This window comes from Knoellia locipacati (assembly GCF_007992835.1).
Taxonomy (GTDB): Bacteria; Actinomycetota; Actinomycetes; order Actinomycetales; family Dermatophilaceae; genus Knoellia; species Knoellia locipacati.
Map to the genome: position 1 here is coordinate 383,511 of NZ_BKBA01000003.1, position 25,019 is coordinate 408,529.

Below are 25,019 nucleotides of genomic sequence, written 5' to 3' on the forward strand. Positions count from 1 at the left end.
TCCACAACCTCGCCCCGTCGCCTGTTCCGGGCACGGCGCGCTCCCTAGCGTCGGGACATGCCCCGCCTCCTCCTCCCCAGCCTGCGTCGTCCCCGGGTCCTCGGTCGCTCCCGCCGGGCCCGGTGGCGGCGCCGGACGCTGCGGCGGGCCCTGGCCGGGCTCTGTGCCGCCGCGGCCACGCTCCTGCTCGTCGGGGTCGTGCGGCCACCCCCACCGGCGACGACCCGGGTGCTCGTCTCGACCTCGTCGCTGGCAGCCGGCTCGGTCCTGGCGCCGTCCGACGTGCGCGTGGTCGAGGTCGCCGGCGACACCCGTCCGGTGGCCACGGTCGCCGACCCGGGGGTTGTGGTGGGGCGACGCCTCGCCTCACGGGTCGAGCCGGGCGAGGTGGTCACGTCGACGCGGCTCGTCCCCCGCTCAGCCGCCGACGGCGCACCGGCCGGCACCGTCGCGGCGCACCTCGTCGTCGCCGACGGGCAGGCGCTCGACCTGGTGTCGGCGGGCCGTCGGGTCGTCGTCTATCCCGAGACCGGCGGCCCCGCCCTGGCCCGCGAGGTCCTCGTGCTGGGGGTCGACACGCCCGACAAGCCGTCGTTCACCGGATCGTTGCCGGGTGCCGACGGGGGCCTGAGGGGGCTCGTCGTCGCCCTCGCCCCGGAGGACCTCGAGCGCATCTTCGCTGGTGGGCGACCCGAGGGGGGCGCACCGGCGGTCCTCGTCGTCGTGACCCGCTGAGCCCTCGCGTGCCGGTCCTCAGAAGTCCGGCACTGTGCCGAGCGAACCGCCGTGCACGCTTGTAGCGTGGGAAGGCCTCGACACTGCATGTCAGGTGCCATTTCCTACTGAAAGGACAGGACCCATGAAGGGTTTCAAGGACTTCGTGATGCGGGGCAACCTCGTCGAGCTCGCCGTCGCCTTCGTCATCGCCGGAGCGTTCGGTGAGGTCGTCAAGAAGATGGTCGACGTCATCATGGGCATCGTGGGCAAGGCTGGCGACCAGCCCGACTTCAACGCCTGGAAGCCCGGCGGCATCCCGCTCGGCGCCTTCATCACGGCGCTCATCGCGTTCCTCATCCTCGCGGCCGTCGTCTACTTCTTCGTCGTCAAGCCCTACGAGGCCGCCAAGGAGCGGCTCTTCCCCTCCGAGCCGGAGGCCGAGACGGTCGACCCCAACACCGAGCTGCTCAAGGAGATCCGCGACAGCCTGCGCGCGCGTCCCACCCTCTGACCGAGTCCCTTCCGGGGTGTCACACGTCCGAACCGCCACGGGGCGGCGGCCAGCACTCGCTGGCCGCCGCCCCGTGCCGCGTCCTCAGGACCAGTGCGGTGGACGGTTCTCGCGCAGCCACCGGGCCGACGCGTCGTCGTCCCCGGGCTCGCCCCAGCCCTCGTCCGTGTCGTCCTTGGTCTGCTCGGCCCTGCGCGGCGTATGCCGTCCGCCCACCTTCGCGCCCGCCTCGGCCTCCGTCGGCGTCGCCGCCTCGGGCTCCTGACCCGAGGTCTCGGCCGTGGGGCGGCTCGACGTGAGGCCCTCGTCCGAGCCGACCCGCTGCGGGGCGCTGGACGCGCGACGGCTGCGCCGGGTCACTGTCCCCCGCGCTCGGCCAGGGCCTGGATCCGGGCGACGTCACGGGCCGGGTCGCGGAAGGCGTCACGGGTCCACACCCGCACGTGCTTCCACCCGAGGCGCGAGAGGTGCTCGGCACGCAGCCGGTCACGGTCGCGGGCACTGGGCATCGCGGCATACTCCGGTCCGTCCGACTCGACCGCGACGAGAAGTCGACCGCGGTGGTTCGGGTCCTCCACCGCCAGGTCGATCGGGTCGGCCGACGAGCCGTAGCGCTCGTGGACGACGAGCCCGCCGGCCCGCAGCCGCCGGGCGAACTCGGCCATGACGACGGACTGCACGGGAGCACTGGGGGCCACCTCGGCCGGCTCTCCCGTCGCGGCGGCCGCCGTCGACGCAGCGGCGTGCGCGAGGAAGTCCCGCAGCATCTGTGCACCCCGGGCCTTGAGACGGGTGGGGTCCAGCTCGTCCGCGCCGATCGACGACACCACGGTCATGCGTCGCTTGGCCCGGGTGATGGCGACGTTGAGCCGGCGTTCGCCGCCCTCGACGTTGAGCGGACCGAACCGGTGCAGGACCCGGCCGTGCGGCGTCTTGCCGTAGCCGACGGACAGGATGATGGCGTCGCGCTCGTCGCCCTGGACCCGCTCGAGGTTCTTGATGAAGAAGCGCTCGTGCACGTCCTCGGTGAAGAACGCGGCCGTCTGCGGGTCGAGCCCCTGGAGCGCGCGCCGGACGGCGTCGTCGAGCCGCTGCGTGTGCGCCAGTCCGAGCGCGATGACACCGAGGCTCTCGCCCGGACGGGTGCGGGCGTGCTCGAGGACCAGCTCGACGACCCGCTCGACCTCGGCCTGCGTGGTCTCCACGCTGGCGGCACCGTCGGCCATGACGCCGACGCCGTCGACGAGCTCGTGGCGCAGCACCGGAGCGGACCCCGTGCCGGGGAAGGTCACGAGCGAGCCGTCGTAGACGTGCTCGTTGGCGAACGAGATGAGGCGCTCGTCCTGCGACCGGTAGTGCCACGACAGGTGGCGGCTGGGCAGGGTGGCGGCGAGAACGTCGAGGATGGACTCGACCCCCTCGCTGAGCGAGTCGTCCGGAGCGGCGTCGCCACCCTCGCTCACGGTGGTGAAGAAGGACGTCGGGGGCAGCTGCTTGGCGTCACCGGCGAGCACGACCTGGCGGGCTCGAGAGATCGCCGACACCGCCTCGGCCGGCGGGATCTGCGACGCCTCGTCGAAGACGACGACGTCGAACGACACCCCCGGGGGCAGCACCGAGGCGACGACGAGCGGGCTCATGACCCAGCACGGGCGGGCAGCGGTGAGCAGCTCACCGGCGACCGGCAGCAGGTCGCGCAGCGGGCGGTGGCGGCGGGCCTTCGCACCTTCGGCCCGCACGATGCTCTCGAGCTCGGGCGAGTCGCCGAGCACCCGGTCGACATTGGCCCGCACGGCCGCGCGGACGCGGGAGGCGTTCTGCCGCAGCACTTCCCGGTCCGCACCGGCGAACTCGCCGACGGTGCGGCGGAGGTCCTCGCCGTCGTGGGCGCCGATGCGTGCGTCGCGCAGGGCGATGTCGTCGAGTACCGAGCTCCACCAGACGAAGTCGGCCTCGGCGGCGACGTCGTCGGCGGGGACGCGTCGTGCGGCGAGGTCGTCGAGGAGCGCACCGAGACCGGCGTCGCGCATGGACTCGACGGGCCCGATGATCGAGGGGATGACGGCCAGCCGCTCGGGGGCGTCGGCGAGCGTCTGCAGCCGCTCGGCGAGCTCCTCGCGGGGCACGTCGAGCAGGGACGCGGAGTCGCCGGTGCGCGGCACCCGCTCGTCGAGCCATGCGAGGTCGGCGGCCAAGCCGGCATACGCCTCCATGGCGCGGTCGAGGTCGGCCGGCATCTCGGGCCGTCCACCGGCACCGGCCATCTCCTTCCACGCACTGCGCTGCTCGTTGGCGGCGAGCAGGGCGACGTGCAGGTCGGCGGGCGGTCGGCCCGGGCGGACGTAGCGCCGCACCTGTCGCCGCAGCCCCCGACGCTCCCACCACCCGAGGTCGGAGCCCACCGACGCGCGGTAGTCCCCCGTCCCCGTGGCGGCGACGAACTCGCCGAGCGGCACGTCGAAGATCTCGGGCCGGAAGGTCTCGAGGGTGTCGCGCACCTCGGCGACGGTGTCGAGCACGCGGCCCCAGTCGCGCACCGTGCGCGAGTCCGGGAGCCGCAGCCCGGCGAAGACGTCGGCGAGGGTCTGCCCGACGTCGGCGACCGCGGACCCGGACCAGCGCTCGACGAGCTCACGGGCCCGCACGGCGTCCTCGGGGGTGCGCACGGTGGCGCCGTACCAGGGGTCCTCGCCACGGTCGGTGCGCCAGGCGCCGAGGGAGCCGACGCGGGTGAGCTCGCGGGTGAGCAGCTCGTAGCGGTCGCGCGGGAGCGACTGCAGCGCCTCACCCCGGATGCGGACACGCGAGTGCGGCGGGCGCTCGACGGCACCGAGCCCGCTGATCGCCTCCTGCACGTCGTGGACGGACACGCCCCACGGGTGGCGCGGGTCGTGCATGGCGTCGCGGTGCTCGCGCAGGGTGGCGGCCGCGGCGCGGAGCCGGTCGACGTCGCGGCTCGGCGGGTCGGCGGGGCGGGGCGAACGACCCGGGAGCGCAGCCACGAACTCACCGGCGATGCGGCGCCGGCCGCGGGCGCCGTCGTGCAGGTCGAGGACGAGGTCGCCGAGCCCGACGCGGTCGAGCCGGCCGACGACGGCGTCGATCGCCGCGCGCTTCTCGGCGACGAAGAGGACCCGCTTGCCGTCGGCGGCCAGCGCCGCGACGAGGTTGGCGATGGTCTGCGACTTGCCGGTGCCGGGCGGCCCGTGGATGACGAGGTGGGCACCCGAGCGCGCGGCCTCGATGGCCTCCTGCTGCGACGAGTCGGCGTCGAGGATGAGCAGACCGCTCGCGGGGTCGGGCACGACGTCGGCGGCACGCGAGGGCAGCTCGTGCCGGACCGAGCGCAGCGCCGTCGGGTCGCCGGCGATGGCCGCGATGACGTCGTGGTCGGCGAGCGCGTCACCGTGCGCGGCGAGGTCGGCGACCATCGGCAGCTTGGCGTACGAGAAGGTGCCGAGGACGATCCGGGGCGTCACCTCGAACTCCGGGACCGACGCGCACTCCTCGGTCAGCGCGGCATACGCAGGGTAGGGGTCGAACCCGTTGGACGTGTGGGCCAGGCCCTCGAGCCGCTCGGAGTCCAGGGTGATCCCCTGCTCGGACGCGAGATAGTGCTCGAGCACCGGGTTGAGCTCGATCTCGTCGCCGAGGTCGAGCTCGTAGTCGTCGTGCTGCGGCGTCGTCGGCCGCAGGGTGCAGCTGCGCAGCAGCACCGGGGCCGCCGGCTGTCGGGCCGCTGCGGCGCCACCGCGACCGAGGCTCCACGTCGCCATGCCCACGGCGACGAAGCCGGTGTCGATGCCCCGCTCCTCGCGCAGCTCACGCGCCTTTCCGGCGATGGTGCGGGCCCGCCGCCGGGCCTCGTCGAAGGCCGCAGGCTCGCGCACGAGGTCGCTCAGCCGGGTCGGTCGGCCGGCGAGGAGCATCGCGACCCCGCCGGGGTGGGCCGTCGTGAGGTCGAGGGTGCCCGACGGGAGGTCGCGGTACCAGAGCAGCGTGTTGCGCCCGCCCAGGTCGACGAGGTGCCGGGTCCAGCCCGCGACGGCGTGGCGGACCCGTTCGGTCCGCGAGTCGATCTCTGACTGCGGTCCCGGTTCGCTCACCTCAGCAGGCTAACAACGACCCGCCCGTATGCCGTGTGCCGCCACTCGTGGCGGACGCCCGCGTTCACGACCACCTGCCTGCGCGCCGGCGGGATCGGCGAGGATGGCGTCATGTCCCAGGATGCAGCGCCGCAGCCCACCCCCTCGTCCTCCGACCTCGTGCGGGTCGTCCGGCACGACTCGGGGGTGGTCGAGCTCGTCCTCGACCGTCCCGAGGCGATGAACGCCGTCTCGACCGCGATGGCCGGGGCCCTCACCGACGCCGCGCAGTCGGTCGCCTCCGACGACACCGCCCGGGCAGTCGTCGTGTCGTCGTCGCACCCCAAGGCCTTCTGCGTCGGCGCCGACCTCAAGGAGCGCAACGCCCTGTCCGACGACGAGCTGCGCGCGCAGCGGCCCGGGAACAGGACGGCATACCGGAGCGTCCTGGACCTGCCGGTGCCCGTCATCGCGGCGGTCGACGGCTACGCGCTCGGCGGCGGCTGCGAGATCGCCCTGTCCTGCGACCTCATCGTCGCCTCGCCGGAGGCGACCTTCGGGCTGCCCGAGGTCTCGGTCGGCGTCATCCCGGGCGGCGGCGGCACCCAGCTGCTCACCCGCCGGATCGGCTGGTCGCGTGCCGCCGACCTCATCTTCACCGCGCGCCGGGTCGGCGGCGAGGCCGCCCTCGCACTGGGTCTGGCCGACCGGGTCGTCGACGACCCGCGTGCGACCGCGCTCGAGCTCGCGACGCGGATCGCCGCCCACTCCCCCGTCGGGGTGCGCAACGCCAAGGCCGCGATGCGCGGCGGCATGGACGTGTCGCTGGCCGAGGGCCTCGACATCGAGGACGCGCGCTGGCACGACACGGCGTTCAGCGCGGACCGCGCCGAGGGTGTCGCGGCGTTCGCCGAGAAGCGCACGCCGAGCTGGCCCGGGCTCAGCGGACGCTGACCGGCTCCCGGTCGCGCAGGACGAGCGCCGCCACGCCGATCGCCACGGCGACGACGAGCGCACCGAGCGCGAGGGCGTGGAAGCTGGCGCGGTCGACGACGACCCCCGCGAGCGCGCCGCCGATGCCGGCCGCGAGCCCCATGACGAGGTCGCTCGCCCCCTGCGCGCCGGGCCGCTCGGTCGTCGGCACGGCGCTCGTGAGCAGGGTGGAGCCGGAGACGAGCGTGCACGACCAGCCCAGCCCGAGCAGGAACAGCCCGGCGAGCAGCCGGTTCGAGTGCCCCATCGGCGCCGTGGACGCGAGCAGCGTCGCGACGACGAGGATGCCCGACCCCACCATCGCCACGGTGCGCCCGCCCAGCCGGTCGACGGCCATGCCCGTGAGCGGTGAGAACGCGAACATCCCGAGGATGTGCATGCTGATGACGAACCCGATGATCGTGAGGTCGGCATGCCCGTGACGCATGTGCAGCGGCGTCATGACCATGACGCTCACCATCGTCACGTGGCCGAGGGCGAGCGTGATGACGCCGAGCAGCGCCTGCGGCCGGGCCGCGATGACCCGCAGACCGCGCCCGATCGAGCCGTGCGTGGGGCCGACGGCGTGCGGGTCGAGGTCGGCCGCGCGGCGCCGGGCCTCGACGAGCGGGTCCGGTCGCAGCCTGACGAACAGGACGAGGACGGCCAGGGTCAGCCCCACGAGCGAGAAGACGAACGGCCCGGTGAGCCGCGGGATCCCCAGCAGGCGGGACACCGGCTCGCTCGGGCCGACGAGGTTGGGTCCGAGCACGCTGCCGATCGTCGTGGCCCACACGACGAGGCTGAGGTCGCGCCCACGGTGGGCCGGGTTCGCGAGGTCGGCCGCGGCATACCTCGCTTGGTTGTTCGACGCGGTGGAGCCGCCGAAGAGCAGGCTGGCCACGAGCAGCAGCGCGAAGCTGCCGACGATGCCGGACGCAATGAGGCCGAGGGCGCCGACGAACGACAGGACGTAGCCGAGCGCCAGCCCGGGGCGTCGTCCGCGTGCCGCGCTGAGCCGGGCCATCGGGATGGCGATGAGCGCCGAGCCGAGCACCTGGAAGGTCGAGCCGAGACCGGCATACGTCGGCGACCCCGACACCTGCTCGGCGAGCAGCGCGCCGACGGCCACCCCGCTCGCGAGCGAGACGCCGCCGAGCACCTGCGACATCGACAACGTCGCGACGGTCCGCCGCTGCACGGGGTCGTCATGCGTCTCCGGTGCGGGGGCTGCGGTCACCCGCCGAAGTATGCCGTCCGCGCCCCACCTTTCCCGCCCGAGGTGGGTTGCGTGCACTGGGCACCCCCGCCGCGGTGCTGCGAAGTGCCCGTTTCCCCTGCGCAGTCGCGCGTGCGACCGGGCGCCGCACGTCAACTAGGCTGGTCCGCGGCCATCCGGCCTCCCCGCCCTCGTAGCTCAGGGGAAGAGCACTTCTCTCCTAAAGAAGGTGTCGCAGGTTCGAATCCTGCCGAGGGCACCAGACGACCAACCGTCGACCGATCCGCCGGGCTGGGTCACGCGGTGTCCGCGTCGGCGCGACGCCGTCGCAGGTGCCAGACGAGCAGGGCCACGAGCACCACGGCTAGGACCGCGAGCGCACTGCCACGTCCGATGGCCTTCTCGACCGCGGCATACGAGGAGCCCGCGAGGTAGCCCGCGGTGACGACGGTGCAGCCCCACAGGACCCCGCCGAGCACGTTGTAGGTCGCGAACGTGCGGTACGGCATCCCCGAGGTCCCCGCGAGGGCCGGCATGACCGCACGGAAGAACGCGGTCCAGCGGCCGAGGAAGACCGCCCAGCCACCCCGGCGCGAGAGGAAGTCCCGGGCGGAGTCGATGCGGGCGCGGCGACGCTCGAGCAGGTGTGACGACAGGATGCGCGGCCCGAAGTGGCGACCGACCTCGAACCCCACGGTGTCACCGACGACCGCGGCCACGACGACGACCGTCATCACCTCCCAGAGGTGGACGTGTCCCTGGTGGGCGGCCACCCCGCCGAGGACCGCGACGGACTCGCCCGGCAGGACGAACCCGACGAAGAGGGCGTCCTCGGCGAAGACCACCAGCCCGACGACGACCAGCACCCACACCGCCGGCGCGGTGAGGATCGAGTCGAGGAGCGAACTCACGCTGGACCCATCGCCGCGCTGCCGGGCTCCGGACCGCTCCCGACCCGTGCCTGGAAGACGGACTGGACCCCCGGCAGGCGCCTCAGCCAGGCGGCGACGGGGACGAGCAACCACCGCAGCGCCAGCCACCCGGCGGCAGAGACCGCGCCTCCGAGCATCAGACCCGCCACGACGTCGAGGGGGTAGTGCGCGCCGACGTAGACCCGGTCGACCGCCATGAGGGCCGCGGCGACGACCGCCAGCAGCGCGAGGCGCCGGAAGGCCCGGTGCTGGCGGGCGGCGACCAGCAGACCGACGGCGCACGCCCCGGCCATCACGGAGTGGTCCGAGGGGAAGGACCAGTCGGTCGTGCGGGACACGAGGACGAGGACCTCGGGATGCCCGGCATACGGCCGTGGTTCGGCGAACAGCGCACCCACGGGCTGGTTCACGCCCAGCGCCACCAGCGTCCCCAACCCGGCCCAGCCCACGGAGGCGAGGGCGGTGTCGGACGCGTGGCGCGCCTGCCACAGGGCCACGAGCAGTGCCATCCCGAAGAGGACGACGCCGTAGGTGGCGAACACCCGAGCGGGTCCGTGGAGGACCGGTGTGGCTCGCGACAGGGAGTTCGTCCAGGTGAAGAGGTGGTGGCTGAGGAGGTTCATCGTGCTCCGGTGCTCGGGTTCTGGCGGTCGTGGCAGACGGGCCGCCCCTCCATCCTGCGCTCGCGAACCTGCCAGACACCTGACCACGGGCCGAGGGTCAGCCCAGAGGCAGCCGGACCTCGAACCTCGTCGGCTCCGACCGGCTCGTGAGGGTGACGTCCCCACCGGCCGAGCGCGCGACCCGGCGTGCCAGGGCGAGCCCCAGTCCGGTGCCACGCGTGGACACCCCGGGCTCGAAGATGTCGAGGTCGGTGGCCACGCCACCACCGTCGTCCTCCACGACGACGCAGACGAACCCCCTCTGCGCGGCACCGCTCGTGACGCGGATGGCCGAGCCAGCGTGGACGACGGCGTTGTCGAGCACCGGCACGAGGGCACGGACGGCCACGTCGTGCGGGATGCCGAGCCGGTGGTCGCCGACGTCGACGCGGATCGCCGGCGCCTCCCCGGAGCCCTCCCCAGCGCCTCCCCCGGAGCCCTCCGCACTGCCCTCGAGCTCGCCCACCGCGTCGACGGCAGCCGCCACGACGTCACGCAGCGAGGCGCTGGAGGCGGTCGCGGACTCGGTCCGGGCGACGTGGAGCAGCGTCGTCACCGTCTGCCCCATCGAGCGGGCCGTCGTGGCGACGTCCTCGAGCTGTCGGCGCACCGGCGGGGTGAGGTCGTCGCGGAGCAGGGTGAGGTCGGTGAGGCCCTGCAGGGTCGTCAGGGGCGTGCGGAGCTCGTGGGCCAGCTCGGCGGTGAGCCGCTGCTCGGCCCGGATGGCGGTGGCGACCTGGTCGAGGAGGCCGTCGAGGGTGGCGCCGAGGGCGGTGAGCTCGGTGGTCGGGGGCCCGAGGTCGAACCTCCGACCGAGGTCGTGCTCGCTCCAGGAGGCCGCGGTGGCCGCCATCTCCCCCACCGGCCGGAGGGCGCGCCGGGCCACCCAGCTCGCCACCAGACCGGAGAAGGCGACGACGAGCAGCCCCGAGGCAACGCTGAGGGCGAGCGCATAGCCCTCCCCGGTCTCGTAGGGCCGGAGCGAGACACCGACGACGACCATCCCGCGCCCACCGTCGGTCGTCACCGGGGCCGCGCGCAGACTGGCGGACTCCCCCACCCGGGTCGCCGCGGGCCCGCCCTTCGCGGCCAGGCGGAGGTAGGCGTCGTCGAGGCCTCGCAGCGGCGTGCCCGCCACGCGCTCACCGCGGGCGTCGTAGACCACCTCCCCGGCGTCCAGCACCCCCGCGGGGACGGTCAACGGGTCGCCACGCTCCGCCTCCACGGCACGGACGACGGCGTCGGACCGGGTCGCGAGGACCCGATCGACGTCGCCGCGACCGAGGTCCTCGAGGACGAGGTGGAACACCGCCGTGAGCACGACGACGCCGACCGCAGTCACGCCGAGCGTGGCCAGGACGAGCTGGCGGCGCAGCGAGCGCCACTTGCGCGAGTCGGTCATCGGATGCGGTACCCGACACCACGGACGGTCTCGATGCCGACCGTGGCGCCGACCTCGTCGAGCTTGCGCCGCACCCGCCGGATGAAGGAGTCGAGCGTGTTGTCCGTGACGAGCGCGCCGTCGGACCAGGCCGCGGCGACGACCGAGGCCCTCCGCACCACCTCACCGGGCCGGGACGCGATGGCGGCAAGGACGCGGAACTCGGTGGGACTGAGCAGCACCTCGTCGTCGCCCGTGCTGATCGCGTGGGCCGTCGGGTCGATGCTGAGGTTGCCGAGGCCGGCCGGGGCCGGCAGGGGCGGCGACGACATGCGACGGCCCAGTGCCTCGACCCGGACGATGAGCTCGCGGACGTCGAAGGGCTTGCCGAGGTGGTCGTCACCCCCGGCGTGGAACGACGAGATGCGGTGGTGCACGTCGGTGAGCGCCGTGAGGAAGATGACCGGCGCCGGCTGGCCCGCCGAACGGAGCGCCTGCACGACGTCGCGCCCGTCGGAGTCCGGCAGCCCGATGTCCATGACGATCACCGACACCCCGCTGTCGCGTCCCAGACGGGTCAGCGCCTCGCTGCCGCGGTGCGCCGTGACGACGTCGTGCCCCGCGAACGACAAGGCTTGGGCGACGACGGAGCGGATCCCCGGGTCGTCCTCACACACGCCGACGAGCATGGCGTCATGGTCTCCCGGACTGGGTCGCCGCGTCACCCCAGGCGGCGCGGGCGCCGGAGTCACCGACGCGATAGACCTGCACGGCCGACGCGAGCCCGATGACGACGGCGACGATCGCCACCACCGTCGTGAGACGTGACCCACCCGCCGATGCCGCGCGCGTCGGCGATGAGGCGCGCCGTTCGAGCCAGACGAGCGCGGCCGACGCGAGCGTGAGCGCGATGGCGAAGAAGACGAGGGTGTCGCCGAGCTCGGCGTGCACACCGGGGTCGCCCACGCGCCGCTCCAGCGCCTCCCCACTCTGGGTCGCGACGGGGCTGAGCACCGCAGCGAGGGCGGCGGCAGCGACGACCAGCGGGCCGTAGGACCGGCGCCACCGAGGTCGCACCGCGATGGCGATCGTGCCGAGGGTCGCCAACGGGAGCAGGACGACGATGGCGTGCACCACCAGTGGGTGCAGGGGGATTCCGTTGATCAGGTCGAACATGGCAGCTCCTCGAAATGGGTGACGGAACGAACCTATGCAGCCCAACCTGCCAGTTTCCTGACGACGGGGGTCGGCTCAGCGACCGGTGTGGTCACCTCCGCGCCGGCCTCACGGACCTCAGGGGTATGCCGTCCGCACCCGGCGGTGGGACCCCCTCGCGCGTGCGCCCCCTCGGGACTAGGGCTGCTCTGCCAGTGCCCGCTCGATGAGGGCGAGGTAGTCCTCGACCTCGGCGGGGCCACCGAGGCCGAACCGGTGGTCGACCACGAGGTGCGGTGCCTTCTCGATGCCGAGGTCGTGGGCGGTCGAGACGTCCGACGCGAGGTCGGCGGCGTGGTCCGAGGAGGCGAGCACGGCCGCCACCCGGCGCTCGTCGAGGCCCGCCTCGGCTGCAAGCCGCTGGAGCACCATCATGTCGCCGACGTCGAGCTGCTCGGTGAAGACGGCGACGAAGAGGCGCTCGAGCATGGCGCCCTGGAGGGCGGGCCCGCCGAGCGCGTGGGCCAGCGCGACGAGCCGGTGCGCGTCCGTCGGGTCGGTCGAGGGCACCTCCGAGAGGGTGACGTCGATGCCGTCCGGGCGCCCGAGGACGCCGGCCTCCTCGAGCTCTGCGGGCGCCACCGGCGGACCCGGGAGCACGTGGTGGACGAGGACGATGTCGGCAGGTCTGGTCGAGGCCACCACCGCCGCCTCGACGCGACGCTTGGCGACGTGCGACCACGGGTCCATCACATCACCCCAGAGATCCAGCACGAGCTCGGCCATCTCTCCACCCAAGCACACCGGGCACGGCCACGGACGACGAGCGCCCCTGACCCGTGCGGGTCAGGGGCGCTCGCTCAGGCGTCGTGCCGGGAGTCGCTGCTCAGTAGCGGCGGAACTCGGTCGGCGTGCCGAACATGTTGCGCTCGCTGGTCGACTTCCCGGTGCGGGGAGAGTCGATCATCATGTCGCCACCGGTGAAGATGCCGACGTGCCAGGCAGGGCTGCCGTAGAAGACGAGGTCGCCGGGCTGGGGGCTGCTGACGCGGGTGCCCTCACGCTGCTGCGCCGACGCGGTGCGCGGGATGGAGATCCCGGCCTTGCGGTAGACGTACTGGGTGAAGCCGGAGCAGTCGAAGCCCGAGGGGTCGTCGCCGCCGTAGACGTAGGCGATGCCGAGGAGGCTGCGCGCGATGTTGACGATCTCGCTCGAGGACTGCTTGACCGAGCCCGACGAGACGGGCAGGCGCGTGGTGCTGCGGCTGGCCTTCTGCGTGGAACGCTCGCCGGCGGCCACGAGGGCCCCCTCGCGGGTGTCCTGGCTGACGACCGGCTTCGCCTTGGGCTTGGGCTTGGGCTTCGGCTTGGGCTTCGCGACCACCGTGACGCCGGTGACGCCGACGGCGGCACCCTTGACGGGCGTGGCGGAGGCCGGAGCGGAGATCGCGGGCGCTGCCGACGCGGCGGCCGGAGCAGCCGGGGCGGCGGACGTGACGCTCTTCGGGGCCGACTCGGGCGCGGCCGAGGCCGGGAGCGCGAAGGCTGCGACGAGGCCACCCGAGGCTGCGAGAACCGCGGATGCCTTGGCGCCGGTCACACCTGCGCGCGACGCGATCGTGGACAGTTCGGCGACGGGGTTGTGTCGCCCGGGCGCGCGATGACGCCCATGGGTGGAGTGAGCCACGGTGAACCTCTCGATGCCTACGGGGTGAGCTGTCGGGTTCGGGCGGGAGGTTCTGCCCGGCCAGTCGGAACTGGCTTAACCCCAAGGGACGACCCGAAGGTCGACCCGGAATTGGGTCCCCCGCTCCTGCCAAGCGGTTTGCGTTGCAGTCAGTGACGGTGGCAGGACTCAGCAGTCCGTCATGACGATTCACCCCAGGGGAGGATGAGCCGAAGCCACCGTACCGGACCCTTTCGGGAAAGTCACGTTTGGGTCACGGCGCCCTCCGGCGGGAACTTCGCAGCGCCGTCCGGAGGCCCTCAGAGCCCGTGATGGCGCCGCGGAGGACGACGGAGGGCGGGTGGGGCCTCTCGGCTCCACCCGCCCTCAGCGCGGCCTTCTCAGGTCACTCGACCGAGATGTGCACGTGGTCGTAGTGGTTGGCCGTGACGGAGCCACGGTCCTCCATCGCACGCCAGCTCGAGGCGCCAGCGAGCCAGATGCGCTGCTTCCAGATGACGTAGGTGATGTTGTAGGCGCTCATGTTGTTGATGGCCCACTGGGCGACGGCGTCGCCGCGCGACCCGGTGACCATGACGTCGACGGCCTTGCCGGAGCCGTGGTCGCCGGCGCCGGCGCGGAACCCGCCGATGTTCTCGATGCCGAAGTTGGAGCGCACCGCGGAGCAGACCTTGGACGCGTTAGAGCCCAGGCTCTTGGCGTGGCACCAGTCGTAGAACGCCATCGAGACGCCGCTGCCGGTGACCTTGGCCGCCCGCGGGGTGGTCGACGAGGTCGTGGGCTGCTCCTTGGCCTGCTTGGCCTCGACCTTGGCGGGCGTCCGGGTCGGGGTGGGCTTGGGCTTCGGCTTGGCCACGGCGGTCACACCGGCGGGGCCGGCCGACACGGCGGCGCTCTGGCCGGCCGCAGGTGCCTTCATCGCGGCGCGGGAGCCGGAGACCGACGTGCGAGCCGTGCTGCGCGACGTCGTGTCCTGGGCGGCCTGGGCGCGCTCACGTGCCACGAGGGCGGTGGTCTGGGACCCGATCTCGACCTGGCCGGGTGAGGCCTGCACGGGGATCGCGACGGCGGCGGCCACGCTCGTGGCGAGACCGAGACCGACGAGACCCTTGACGAGGGTCGGACGGGACAGGGAGGAGAACGCGGTGGTGAGGTCGGGCAGACGACGGTTCGTCTGCGCGCGGCGTCGACCGGCGCGGGTGTCAGGGGAAAGCACGAAAGAGAACCTCTCGGTGGATCAGGGGTTCGCCCACCGTAGCGGCGCCTGCACCCAAAGTCACATTCCGGTAACGGCGATCGCTCGACAGTCCCCAGGGGCCGTCACCGGACCGGCGCGTCCTCGCGTGCGTGGCCGAGCACGGCCACCGACACGGCGCGGAGCGCCTCCCGGACGTCAGGTGTGACGTGCGGCACGCGCCACGAACACGTGCTTGGCGATGTCGTTCGGGAGCGAGACACCGGTCGCCTCGTCGGCACCGTGGAGCGCGGCGATGACCCGGCCGCCGTCGCGCCGGACGACCGCGAGCTGGCCGGGGAGCAGGCCGGCGGCGGTGATGAGACCGAGGGCCTCGTGATCGACCTGGGCGGGCTCACCGATGCGGCGCACGGTCACCGTGACCGGCTCGGACTCGGCCACCTCGGCCAGTGTGGACAGCCCCGTGAGGAAGCCCTCGGCCACCGCCTCCCCGAACTCCTCGAGCCCGGGGATCGGGTTGCCGTACGGCGACTCGGCGTGGTCGGCGAGCAGGGCGAGGATCTTGCGCTCGACGCGGTCGGACATGACGTGCTCCCACCGGCACGCCTCGTCGTGGACGTACTCCCACTCGAGGCCGATGACGTCGACGAGCAGCCGCTCGGCGATGCGGTGCTTGCGCATGACCCGCGTCGCGAGGCGACGGCCCTCGTCGGAGAGCTCGATGTGACGGTCGCCCGCCACGGCGAGCAGCCCGTCGCGCTCCATCCGCGCCACCGTCTGCGACACGGTGGGTCCGGAGTGGCCGAGGCGCTCGGCGATGCGGGCCCGCAGAGGAGTGATGCCCTCCTCCTCGAGCTCGAAGACGGTGCGGAGGTACATCTCCGTGGTGTCGATGAGGTCGGTCACCTGCACATTCTCTCATTCACCTCGCTGCAGCCCCGACCCTCCCGCGACGAGGGTCGTATGCCGGGAGCCATCGTGCGAGCCACGGCGCCCCTCCCAGGACGAGGACGCCCAGGACGACACAGGCCGGGCCCAGCCCCGCGAGGAGGGTCACCCCGCTGACGAGCAGGGGTGCACCGTTCTGGCCGATGAGCGAGAGGAACCGCCAGGCCGAGAGGAACTGGGCCCGTCCCGCCACGGGCGCCGCGTCGGCGCCGAGGGTCTGGACGATGCCCGAGCCGAGCCCGTTGCCGATGCCCATGACCGTCGAGACGGCGGCGACGGCACCGAACCCGTGGGCGAGCGGGAGCAGCACCATCCCGACGCCGAGGACGAGGAGGAACGGCACGGCGACCCACACCCGCCCGAACCGATCCATGACCGAGCCCGCTGGATAGAACAGCAGCACCTCGGCTCCCCCGGCGATCCCGAAGATCAACGCCGTCTGGCTGTCGGTGATGCCGACCGACTCCGCCCACAGCGGCACGAGGACGAACCGCCCCTGGCGCGCGGCGCCGATGACGAGCACCCCGAGCCCGATCGTCAGGAGCACCCTGCGGTGGCTGCGCACGACGTCCCGCAGCCCCACGCGCTCGCGCGGTGCGGCACCGGAGGCCGCCGACCCCTCGAGACCGTCGGCGCCGGCGTGGTCGCGCAGCCCGAACCACGCCCACACGGCGGCGAGCAGACCCGCGACGACCGCGACGGCATACGCGGCCTGCGTTCCCCACACGGCGATGATCGGGGCCGAGAGGAAGGGCCCGACGAACAGGCCGACGCGCTGGACGCCACCCATCGTCGACATCGCCCGCGCCCGGATGCGCACCGGGGCCCGGGCGGTGAGCCACGACTGCCGCGCGAGGAGGAAGACCGACCCGGTCGTCCCCATGAGCCCGATGGCGATGCCGAGGGTCCAGAGGTTCTGCGCGAGGACGGCGAGCAGGGCACCGAGGGCGTCGACGACCGCAGCGCCCGCGAGCGCTCGCCTCTCCCCGATCCGGGCGACGAGCGAACCCGCGGGCAGGGATGAGACGAAGGCCGTCATCCCCTCGATGAGGACGAACGCCGCCGCCACCGCCACGCTGGCCCCGAGGTTGCGCGCGCTGAGGGCGACGACCGGCAGCGCCGCGCCGATCCCGACCGACCACACCGCCGTGGGACCGAAGGCCGGCAGGGCGATGCTGCGCAGCGAGAACTCGTCGGCGGCGGGCACGTCCGCCACTCTCACACGTAGGTTGTCCCCGTGCACGTGGTGATCCCCGGTCGGTACAACGGCCCCCCGACGTCGGGGAACGGCGGCTGGGTCAGCGGGCTCGTGGCGAGCTCCACGCCGGTGAACGAGGAGTCCCCCGCGGTGTCGGTGCGGCTACGCCTCCCTCCGCCCCTGGACCGCGAGCTCACCCTCGACGTCGGCGAGACGACCACCCTGCGTGACGGCGACGACGTCGTCGCGAGCGCCACGGCCGCGCCGACGCCCGACGGGCCGCTGCCCGACCGAGTGACCATCGAGCAGGCCCGCGCTGCCGAGGCGCACGCGCTCTCGGCCGACGAGCACCCGTTCCCCACCTGCTACGGCTGCGGCCCCGCCCACCCGACCGGCCTGCGGATGCGCTCCGGCCGGGTCGAGGGCACGAGCACGTATGCCGCGACCTGGACTCCCCGGGACGACTCACCTCCCGAGGTGTGGGCCGCGCTCGACTGCCCCGGCGGCAAGGCGGCCGGGTTCCCGGCCACGCTCATGGTCCTCGGCACGATGACCGCCCGGGTCTTCACGCCTCCGGTGCTCGGCGAGGAGCACGTCGTGGTGTCGTGGTCGCGCGGCGACGACGGGCGCAAGCGGCACGCGGGCTCGGCCCTCCTCACCGCCGACGGCCGGCTGCTCGCCCGGGCCGACCAGACGTGGATCGCCATCGACGCACCACCTCGTGACCACTCCTGACCACCTGTCGACCACCCACAGACTGATCCACCCGCACCGAGGTTCGGCATGCACAATGTTGCTGCCCGACACCGGATGAACCCGAGACGAGGGAACTTGTGACAACGCAGTCCGAGACCGAGACCACTGCCGCAGGCGCGGCCGCGAAGACCGCCCCCGACCCCGACTTCCGGCCGGGACTTGAGGGCGTCATCGCCTTCGAGTCCACGATCGCCGAGCCGGACAAGGAGGGTGGCGCGCTGCGCTACCGCGGCGTCGACATCAAGGACCTCGTCGGCCGCGTGAGCTTCGGCCAGGTGTGGGGCCTCCTCGTGGACAACGAGTTCGACCCGGGCCTGCCGCCGGCCGAGCCGTTCCCGCTGCCGGTCCACACCGGTGACATCCGCGTCGACGTCCAGTCGGCGCTCGCGCAGCTCGCGCCCGTCTGGGGCTTCAAGCCGCTGCTCGACATCGACGCCGCCGAGGCCCGCGACAACCTCGCCCGCGCCTCCGTCATGGCGCTGTCGTTCATCGCGCAGTCGGCCCACGGCCAGGACAAGCCGATGGTGCCGCAGAGCCGCGTCGACGAGGGCCGGACCATCGTCGACCGCTTCATGATCCGCTGGCGCGGCGAGCCCGACCCCAAGCACGTCGAGGCCATCGACGCCTACTTCATCTCCGCGGCCGAGCACGGGATGAACGCCTCCACCTTCACCGCGCGCGTCATCGCCTCCACCGGCGCCGACGTCGCGGCCTGCATGTCGGGCGCGATCGGGGCCCTGTCCGGGCCGCTGCACGGTGGCGCCCCGTCGCGTGCCCAGCACATGATCGAGGGCGTCGAGCGCACGGGTGACGCGACGGCATACGTCAAGGGTGTCCTCGACCGCGGCGAGCGCCTCATGGGCTTCGGTCACCGCGTCTACCGGGCCTACGACCCGCGTGCCGCCGTCCTGCGCGACACGTGCAAGCGGCTCGGCGCACCCCGCTACGAGGTGGCCCTCGAGCTCGAGAAGGCGGCCATCGCCGCGCTCGCCGAACGCCACCCCGAGCGCAAGATGGAGACCAACGTCGACTACTGGGCGGCGGTGCTGCTCGACTTCGCCGAGGTTCCCGGCAACATGATGACGCCGCTGTTCGTCTCGGCGCGCACGGCCGGCTGGGCCGCGCACATCCTCGAGCAGAAGCAGACCGGTCGCCTCATCCGGCCGAGCTCGCGCTACATCGGCGAGTCCACCCGCGGCATCGAGTCGGTGGCCGGCTACCGCGAGGGCTGAGCCCCACCGCACGACGTGACGGCACGGCATACGGAGTCCTTCCTTCCTCGTATGCCGTGCCGTCCCTCGTGCGCGAGCCGTCTCGGTCCGCGGGCAGGAGTCCGGTGGGTGAACTGCTGCACGGACGGGCCGGACGGGTGCGCGAGGATGGCCGGGTGACTGACGCAGCCATCACCATCCCCGCAGACCTCCTTCCCGCCGACGGCCGCTTCGGCTCCGGGCCGTCCAAGGTCCGTCCCGAGCAGGTCGAGTTCCTCGCCTCCCTCGGCACGACCGTGCTCGGCACCTCCCACCGCCAGGCCCCGGTCAAGAACCTCGTGAAGTCCGTGCGCTCCGGCCTCTCCGACCTCTTCTCCCTCCCCGAGGGCTACGAGGTCGTGCTCGGCAACGGCGGCGCGACGGCGTTCTGGGACATCGCCGCCTTCGGCCTCGTCCGCGAGCGCGCCCAGCACCTCGCGTTCGGCGAGTTCTCGAGCAAGTTCGGCGCCGTGACCTCCAATGCGCCGTTCCTCGGCGAGTCCTCGATCATCAAGAGTGAGCCCGGCACCCGCCCCACGGCCGTCGCCGAGGACGGCATCGACGTCTACGCGTGGGCGCACAACGAGACGAGCACCGGCGTCATGACCGACGTCACGCGCGTCGAGGGTGCCGCCGACGACGCCCTCGTCCTCATCGACGCCACCTCCGGCGCCGGCGGCCTGCCGGTCGACGTCGCCGAGAGCGACGTCTACTACTTCGGCCCGCAGAAGTGCTTCGCCGCCGACGGTGGCCTCTGGCTCGCGCTCTTCTCCCCCGCCGCGCTGGCCCGCGTCGACGAGATCGCCGCGACCGGCCGCTGGGTGCCCGACTTCTTCAGCCTCCCGACGGCGATCGACAACAGCCGCAAGGACCAGACCTACAACACGCCCGCCGTGGGGACCCTCGCGCTGCTCGACGAGCAGGTCCGCTGGCTCAACCAGCAGGGTGGCCTGGACTGGGCGACGGCCCGCACCAAGGACTCGTCCGACCGGCTCTACGCGTGGGCCGAGTCGGTCGACTACGCCTCGCCCTACGTCGCCGACCCCGCCGCCCGCAGCCAGGTCGTCGCGACGATCGACTTCGACGACGCCGTCGACGCCTCGGTCATCGCCAAGACGCTGCGTGCGCACGGCGTCGTCGACACCGAGCCCTACCGCAAGCTCGGCCGCAACCAGCTGCGCGTCGCGACCTTCCCGGCCGTCGACCCCGAGGACGTCAGCAAGCTCATCGCCTCGATCGAGCACGTCGTGGCGGCCCTCTGACCCTCGGCTCCCCGCTCCACCCACCCCTCAGGAGAGGCTGCGATCGCAGCCCTTCCTGAGGGGTGGTTGGCGTTCTGGCGGGACCGCTGTGGCAGGTGGTGACTCGTGGGCACCCCGGGACGTGGGTTCCCTCACGCGCAAGGCCTGTGCAGGGGTTTCTTCCGGGTAACCTTGCGAGAGCGAGAGTTCACGACGACGTGACATCAAGGAGAGCGGACATGGGCCTGACACCTCGGGCAACGCTGGACGCACTGCGCACGACCACGGGCCGGCGCGTCGCGGGCGCGGTCGTCGCGATCGCCGTGACCACCACCGGCGTCGCTGCCGTCGCCGCCACCGAGCCGCAGAAGCAGGCCCGCCCCCGCGTCGTCGTCCCGCCCGTCGCCGTCGAGCAGGCCGGTGGCGTGAGCTCCCTGCCCGCACTTCCCGCGCTCCCCCCGCTCGCGATGCCCGCGGGCAACTCCTCCATCTCGCCCGAGGCGCTGCCCACGCAGACCCAGACCTGGGGCATGACGAGTGTCGCCAGCGGCATCCCCGCTCAGGCCCTCGCCGCCTACCAGGCCGCGCAGCGGCTGCTCGCCCAGGCCGACCCGGGCTGCAAGATCGACTGGGCCCTGCTGGCCGGCATCGGCAAGGTCGAGAGCGACCACGGCCGCTGGGGTCGCAACCTCCTCGACGCCGCCGGCACCGCCGTGCCCGGCATCTACGGCATCCCGCTCACCGGCAGCGGCGTCGCGCGCATCACCGACACCGACGGCGGCCGCTACGACCGCGACGTCGTCTACGACCGCGCCGTCGGGCCGATGCAGTTCATCCCCGGCACCTGGAAGTCCGTCGGTGCCGACGGCAACGGCGACGGCCGGCGCGACCCCCAGAACATGGCCGACGCGGCGACCGCCGCCGGCATCTACCTCTGCTCGGGCCCGGGTGACCTCACCCAGCCGGGCGACCTCACCCGCGCGGTGCTCCGCTACAACTACTCGATGGACTACGTCGCCAAGGTGACGAGCATCGCCGCGTCCTACCGGGCCGGGCACTCCGTCGTCCCTGCGACGGCCCTCCCGCCCGGGTATGCCGGGCGCTCGCCCTACCTTCCCCCCGCCGGTTCCCAGCCCGGCCCCGGGGCGAGCGCCTCGCCCGGCGCCACCGCCACCCCGACGCCGGCGGCGGGCACCACGCCGGCACCGGCCCCGAAGCCGACGTCGCCGGTCGCACCCGCGCCCGCGCCGAAGCCGACGACGCCCGTCCCCGCTCCCAAGCCCCCGGCGGTTCCGCTGCCCAAGCCGCCCACCGTGCCGCTGCCCAAGCCTCCGGTGGTCCCCGTGCCGACGCCGACCGTCGCCGTCGACCCCGACCCGTTCGCCGTGGGCGACACGGTGAAGATCACCGCCGGCCCCTACCTCGGGGTCACCGCGAAGATCCTCAAGGTCGACACGGTCAAGGACACCGTCACCGTGTCCGTCAAGAGCGGCCTGCTCACGGTCCCCGTGGTGCTGCCCTACAGCGCCGTCACGCTCCTCCCCTGACGAGCCTGTCCCCAGCGGCCCTGAGCCGCCCCACCACGACGCGGCACGACCCGGCACCAGCAGGAGGGGGTGTCGGGTCGGGCCGCGCTCGGCGTCAGGTGAGGCGCGACGCGTCAGGTGAGAACGGCATACACGATCGCCACGACGACGAGGACCGCGAGGACACCGAGCGTCATCCGGCGACGGAACGCCGGCGTCACCGCGCGGCCTCGGGCGCGGGTTCGGTCACGGTGTCACGCACCGGGAAGGCCTCGATGGTGATGCGCGGGGAGCGCTGCGACTCGTAGCTCACGCGGACATTCTGCTGCCGCGCGATCCACCACGTGACGGCAACCAGCGTGATGCCGATGGCGATGGGGCCGATGGCGATGGTCCAGCGGGCTCCCCAGACCTCACCGATCCAGCCGATGATCGGGGCACCGATGGGCGTGCCGCCCATGAAGATCGCCATGTAGAGCGCCATGACGCGCCCGCGCACGAGTGGGTCGGTGCGCAGCTGGACCATGGCGTTGGCCGTCGTGAGCGCGGTGAGCGCGGAGAGACCGGTCGGGACGAGGGCCAGCGCGAACAGCGCGTAGGTCGGTGCGAGCGAGGCCGCCGTCGTCGAGAGGGTGAAGCCGGCCATCGACAGGAGCAGGACCCGCAGCCGCGGCTCGCCGCGGCGGGCGCTGAGCAGCGCGGCGGTGAGCGATCCGATCGCCATGATCGAGCCGAGGATGCCGTACTCGGTCGGGCCCTTGCCGAACTCCTGCGTGGCCATGAGCGCCGTCGTCACCTGGAAGTTCATGCCGAAGGTGCCAAGCACGAAGACGAGCAGCATGACGACTTGGATGTCCGGTCGGTTGCGCACGTAGCGGATGCCCTCGCGGATCGCGCCCTTGCCGCGGGTGAGCGGTGCCGGGATGAGGTCGCTCGTGCGCAGCAGTGCCAGCGCGACGAGCACGAAGACGAACGTGCCGACGTTGACGAGGAGGGTCCAGCCGGTGCCGTAGCCCGCGATCATGAGGCCGGCGACGCCGGGGCCGATGAGGCGGCCGGCGTTGAACGAGGCGCTGTTGAGCGCCACCGCGTTGGCGAGCTTGTCGCGCGGGACCATCTCGGAGACGAACGACTGCCGCGCCGGGTTGTCGATGGCGGTGATGACGCCCTGGAGGAGGGCGATCGCGTAGACCTGCCAGAGCGTGGCGACGTCGAGGAGCACGAGGCCCGCGAGCAGGAGGCTCGTCACGAGCAGCAGGCTCTGGGTGACGAGGAGGATCTGGCGCCGGGGGAAGCGGTCGGCGATCGCGCCGGCCCACGGGGCGAGCAGGAGGAACGGCAGGAACTGGAGCCCGGTGACGATGCCGAGCGCCTGGCTCGAGTGGTCGGTGAGCTCGGTGAGGACGAGCCAGTCCTGGGCGACGCGGCCCATCCAGGTCCCGACGTTGGAGACGAAGGACCCGGCGTAGAAGATGCGGTAGTTGCGCTCGGTGAACGAGGTGAAGGTGGGGCTCACTCGCTGGCCACCTTGGTGAGGATCTCGGAGGCCCGCAGCAGGACGGCCTGCTCCTCGGGGTCGAGGTGGCCGACACGGACCGACATCCACGCGTCGCGCTTGCGACGGGTGTCCTTGAGGACCTTGCGGGCCTCGTCGGTGAGGGTGACGATGACCTGGCGCTTGTCGGCCGTACCCGGGGTCCGCTCGACGTAGCCCAGCTCGGCCAGCCCGGCGACGGTGCGGGTCATGCTCGGGGCGCTGACCTTCTCGATCTCCGCCAGCTCACCGGGGGTGCGCGGCGACTCCTCCAGCCGGGCCATGACGGAGAAGTGGTGCGGCGCGATGAGGTCGGTGCTCTCGTAGCGGACCCGGCGCGAGATGCGCATGCAGGCCAGGCGGAGCTCACCGGCGAGGGCGGACACCGCGGACGGCCGCAGCGCGGCATACGAGGTCGTGGTGTCAGAAGTCATGATACTTAGCCTAACTCATTACGTGTGCTAAGTATTTCCTCCCGCGTGCGCGAGGGCCGGGCTGGACGTCGTATGCCGTCCGCTCCCCCCGGTCGCTATGGTTCCGCCATGCCGACTGCCACCTCAGCCGACCCGCGCACCGGGTCCTCCACGATCGACCGCTACTTCAAGATCACCGAGCGCGGCTCGTCGATCGGCCGGGAGGTGCGCGGCGGGGTCGTCACGTTCTTCACGATGGCCTACATCGTCGTGCTCAACCCGCTCATCCTCGGGTTCGCCAAGGACGTCAACGGCGACTTCCTCGGGGGTGGCGCGGGCGACGGGTCCAACCTCCCGGCCATCGCCGCGGGCACCGCCCTCGTCGCCGGCCTGCTGACGATCCTCATGGGCGTCGTCGCGAACTTCCCGCTCGCGCTCGCCACCGGGCTCGGGCTCAACGCCTTCGTCGCGTTCGCCGTCGCGTCGCAGATGACGTGGGCCGACGCCATGGGCCTTGTCGTCCTCGAGGGCCTCATCATCCTCGTGCTCGTGCTCACCGGCTTCCGCCAGGCGGTCTTCCACGCCGTGCCCAAGCAGCTCAAGGTCGCGATCTCGGTGGGCATCGGCCTCTTCATCGCGCTCATCGGCTTCGTCGACGCCGGGTTCGTGCGCCGCACCGCCTCGGGCACCGTGCCCGTCCAGCTCGGTGTCGACGGCTTCCTCGGCGGCTGGCCGACGTTCGTCTTCGTCGCCGGGCTCGTCCTCATCGTCGTGCTCTGGGTCCGCAAGGTCCGTGGCGCGATCCTCATCGCCATCGCCGCGACGACCGTGCTCGCCATCGTCATCGAGGCGATCGCCAAGATCGGCCCAATGGTCATGGGCGACAAGGTCAACCCGACCGGCTGGGGCCTCATCGTCCCGACGCTGCCGGACGACATCATCGACACCCCGTCGTTCTCGACCGTCGGCCAGTTCTCGCTGCTCGGCTCGTTCCAGTCGGTCGGCATCGTCTCGGCCGCGCTGCTCATCTTCACGCTCATGCTCGCCGACTTCTTCGACACCATGGGCACGATGACCGCGATCGGCCACGAGGCCGACCTCCTCGACGAGGACGGCCTGCCGCCCCACACCGACCGGATCCTCGTCGTCGACTCGCTCGCCGCCGCCGCCGGTGGCGCCGCCGGCGTCTCGTCCAACACGAGCTACATCGAGTCGGCCTCGGGTGTCGGCGAGGGTGCCCGCACCGGCCTGGCGTCGGTCGTCACCGGCCTGCTCTTCCTGCTGTCGATGGTCTTCGCGCCGCTCATCAAGGTCGTCCCCTCCGAGGCGGCCGTCCCGGCCCTCGTCCTCGTCGGCTTCCTCATGATGCAGCAGGTCAAGGAGATCGACTGGGACGACGTCGAGATCGCCATCCCGGCGTTCCTCACGATCGTGCTCATGCCGTTCACGTACTCGATCACCGCGGGCATCGGCGCCGGCTTCGTCGCCTACGTCCTCATCAAGGTCGTGCGTGGCAAGGCTGCGGCGATCCACCCGCTCATGTGGCTCGTCGCCGGGCTGTTCGTCCTCTACTTCGCGATCGACCCGATCAAGACCGCCCTCGGCGTCTGACGTTTTCTCCCGACTTATTGCCCGAA

General features: G+C 72.7%; 23 protein-coding genes, 1 tRNA gene and 1 riboswitch. Of the genes, 9 read left to right on the plus strand and 15 right to left on the minus strand.

The annotated features are described in order from the left end of the window. The first annotated feature begins 57 nt into the window (after nucleotides 1–57). A complete protein-coding gene (locus KLO01_RS03285; RefSeq protein ID WP_147062109.1) occupies nucleotides 58–735 on the plus strand; it encodes an SAF domain-containing protein in 678 nt (225 codons plus the stop codon). Between the two features lie 124 nt (nucleotides 736–859). Then, nucleotides 860–1,228 (plus strand): large conductance mechanosensitive channel protein MscL, encoded by a 369-nt coding sequence (mscL, locus tag KLO01_RS03290; protein WP_147062110.1) that lies wholly within the window; start codon nucleotides 860–862, stop codon nucleotides 1,226–1,228. A gap of 84 nt (nucleotides 1,229–1,312) precedes the next feature. Here the strand turns inward: mscL and KLO01_RS03295 are convergent, their stop codons facing one another. Both KLO01_RS03295 and KLO01_RS03300 read right to left on the minus strand, forming a co-directional pair. Beyond that, complete coding sequence (locus KLO01_RS03295) at nucleotides 1,313–1,588, minus strand: hypothetical protein (protein WP_147062111.1); 276 nt, start codon at nucleotides 1,586–1,588, stop codon at nucleotides 1,313–1,315. Next, nucleotides 1,585–5,334, minus strand: a complete 3,750-nt coding sequence (locus KLO01_RS03300) for an AAA domain-containing protein (protein WP_147062112.1) — start codon at nucleotides 5,332–5,334, stop codon at nucleotides 1,585–1,587. Before KLO01_RS03300 ends, KLO01_RS03295 begins: the two co-directional genes overlap by 4 nt. 111 nt (nucleotides 5,335–5,445) lie before the next feature. Here KLO01_RS03300 and KLO01_RS03305 point away from each other — a divergent pair, with 111 nt between their 5' ends. After that, on the plus strand, nucleotides 5,446–6,267 hold the full coding sequence (locus KLO01_RS03305) for an enoyl-CoA hydratase/isomerase family protein (protein ID WP_147062113.1): 822 nt from the start codon (nucleotides 5,446–5,448) through the stop codon (nucleotides 6,265–6,267). Here KLO01_RS03305 and KLO01_RS03310 read toward each other — a convergent pair. Then, nucleotides 6,254–7,525 carry an MFS transporter gene (locus tag KLO01_RS03310; protein ID WP_246136031.1) on the minus strand — a complete coding sequence of 424 codons (1,272 nt, stop codon included), beginning with the start codon at nucleotides 7,523–7,525 and terminating at the stop codon, nucleotides 6,254–6,256. The two genes, KLO01_RS03305 and KLO01_RS03310, sit on opposite strands and share 14 nt — an antisense overlap. Before the next feature lie 166 nt (nucleotides 7,526–7,691). On the opposite strand from KLO01_RS03310, the gene KLO01_RS03315 reads away from it, so the two are divergent. Then, a tRNA-Arg gene (locus KLO01_RS03315) sits at nucleotides 7,692–7,766 on the plus strand. 34 nt (nucleotides 7,767–7,800) lie between these two features. Here KLO01_RS03315 and KLO01_RS03320 read toward each other — a convergent pair. From KLO01_RS03320 to KLO01_RS03365, 10 genes are all read right to left on the minus strand, one after another. Beyond that, nucleotides 7,801–8,415: a DedA family protein gene (locus tag KLO01_RS03320; protein WP_147062114.1), complete on the minus strand. Its 615-nt coding sequence runs from the start codon at nucleotides 8,413–8,415 to the stop codon at nucleotides 7,801–7,803. Then, on the minus strand, nucleotides 8,412–9,059 hold the full coding sequence (locus KLO01_RS03325) for a phosphatase PAP2 family protein (protein ID WP_147062115.1): 648 nt from the start codon (nucleotides 9,057–9,059) through the stop codon (nucleotides 8,412–8,414). Before KLO01_RS03325 ends, KLO01_RS03320 begins: the two co-directional genes overlap by 4 nt. Nucleotides 9,060–9,156: 97 nt before the next feature. Continuing rightward, nucleotides 9,157–10,500 (minus strand): sensor histidine kinase, encoded by a 1,344-nt coding sequence (locus KLO01_RS03330; protein ID WP_147062116.1) that lies wholly within the window; start codon nucleotides 10,498–10,500, stop codon nucleotides 9,157–9,159. Continuing rightward, complete coding sequence (locus tag KLO01_RS03335; protein ID WP_222611914.1) at nucleotides 10,497–11,156, minus strand: response regulator transcription factor; 660 nt, start codon at nucleotides 11,154–11,156, stop codon at nucleotides 10,497–10,499. The genes KLO01_RS03330 and KLO01_RS03335 overlap by 4 nt, the downstream gene beginning before the upstream one ends. A 16-nt stretch (nucleotides 11,157–11,172) precedes the next feature. Further along, nucleotides 11,173–11,655, minus strand: coding sequence for a DUF2231 domain-containing protein (locus KLO01_RS03340; protein WP_147062118.1), 483 nt, complete (start codon nucleotides 11,653–11,655; stop codon nucleotides 11,173–11,175). A 177-nt stretch (nucleotides 11,656–11,832) separates the two neighbouring features. Then, nucleotides 11,833–12,420, minus strand: coding sequence for a DsbA family oxidoreductase (locus KLO01_RS03345; protein WP_147062119.1), 588 nt, complete (start codon nucleotides 12,418–12,420; stop codon nucleotides 11,833–11,835). A gap of 100 nt (nucleotides 12,421–12,520) precedes the next feature. Next, on the minus strand, nucleotides 12,521–13,234 hold the full coding sequence (locus KLO01_RS03350) for a C40 family peptidase (RefSeq protein WP_147062120.1): 714 nt from the start codon (nucleotides 13,232–13,234) through the stop codon (nucleotides 12,521–12,523). 89 nt (nucleotides 13,235–13,323) lie between these two features. Continuing rightward, a riboswitch (cyclic di-AMP (ydaO/yuaA leader) is annotated at nucleotides 13,324–13,474 on the minus strand. A 232-nt stretch (nucleotides 13,475–13,706) separates the two neighbouring features. Further along, nucleotides 13,707–14,537 carry a VldE C-terminal domain-containing protein gene (locus tag KLO01_RS17365; protein ID WP_147062121.1) on the minus strand — a complete coding sequence of 277 codons (831 nt, stop codon included), beginning with the start codon at nucleotides 14,535–14,537 and terminating at the stop codon, nucleotides 13,707–13,709. 177 nt (nucleotides 14,538–14,714) lie between these two features. Next, nucleotides 14,715–15,422: an iron-dependent transcriptional repressor DtxR gene (locus KLO01_RS03360; protein ID WP_147062122.1), complete on the minus strand. Its 708-nt coding sequence runs from the start codon at nucleotides 15,420–15,422 to the stop codon at nucleotides 14,715–14,717. A 16-nt stretch (nucleotides 15,423–15,438) separates the two neighbouring features. Continuing rightward, on the minus strand, nucleotides 15,439–16,671 hold the full coding sequence (locus KLO01_RS03365; protein ID WP_147062123.1) for an MFS transporter: 1,233 nt from the start codon (nucleotides 16,669–16,671) through the stop codon (nucleotides 15,439–15,441). A gap of 30 nt (nucleotides 16,672–16,701) precedes the next feature. On the opposite strand from KLO01_RS03365, the gene KLO01_RS03370 reads away from it, so the two are divergent. The 4 genes from KLO01_RS03370 (at nucleotide 16,702) to KLO01_RS03385 (ending at nucleotide 21,456) form a co-directional block, all read left to right on the plus strand. Further along, nucleotides 16,702–17,397 (plus strand): hotdog family protein, encoded by a 696-nt coding sequence (locus tag KLO01_RS03370; RefSeq protein WP_147062124.1) that lies wholly within the window; start codon nucleotides 16,702–16,704, stop codon nucleotides 17,395–17,397. Between the two features lie 98 nt (nucleotides 17,398–17,495). Further along, nucleotides 17,496–18,650: a citrate synthase 2 gene (locus KLO01_RS03375; protein ID WP_147062125.1), complete on the plus strand. Its 1,155-nt coding sequence runs from the start codon at nucleotides 17,496–17,498 to the stop codon at nucleotides 18,648–18,650. A 155-nt stretch (nucleotides 18,651–18,805) separates the two neighbouring features. Then, nucleotides 18,806–19,930 carry a phosphoserine transaminase gene (gene serC / locus KLO01_RS03380; protein ID WP_147062126.1) on the plus strand — a complete coding sequence of 375 codons (1,125 nt, stop codon included), beginning with the start codon at nucleotides 18,806–18,808 and terminating at the stop codon, nucleotides 19,928–19,930. A 218-nt stretch (nucleotides 19,931–20,148) separates the two neighbouring features. Continuing rightward, nucleotides 20,149–21,456: a KOW motif-containing protein gene (locus KLO01_RS03385; RefSeq protein WP_147062127.1), complete on the plus strand. Its 1,308-nt coding sequence runs from the start codon at nucleotides 20,149–20,151 to the stop codon at nucleotides 21,454–21,456. Between the two features lie 196 nt (nucleotides 21,457–21,652). On the opposite strand, the gene KLO01_RS03390 is transcribed toward KLO01_RS03385, so the two are convergent. Beyond that, entirely contained in the window at nucleotides 21,653–22,951 is a 1,299-nt protein-coding gene (locus KLO01_RS03390) for an MFS transporter (protein ID WP_147062128.1), read from the minus strand. After that, the gene (locus tag KLO01_RS03395) at nucleotides 22,948–23,403 is read right to left on the minus strand and encodes a MarR family winged helix-turn-helix transcriptional regulator (protein WP_186827892.1); all 456 of its coding nucleotides are present in this window, start codon (nucleotides 23,401–23,403) and stop codon (nucleotides 22,948–22,950) included. Before KLO01_RS03395 ends, KLO01_RS03390 begins: the two co-directional genes overlap by 4 nt. A 108-nt stretch (nucleotides 23,404–23,511) precedes the next feature. On the opposite strand from KLO01_RS03395, the gene KLO01_RS03400 reads away from it, so the two are divergent. Then, entirely contained in the window at nucleotides 23,512–24,993 is a 1,482-nt protein-coding gene (locus tag KLO01_RS03400; RefSeq protein ID WP_147062129.1) for an NCS2 family permease, read from the plus strand. The last annotated feature ends 26 nt before the right edge of the window (nucleotides 24,994–25,019 follow it).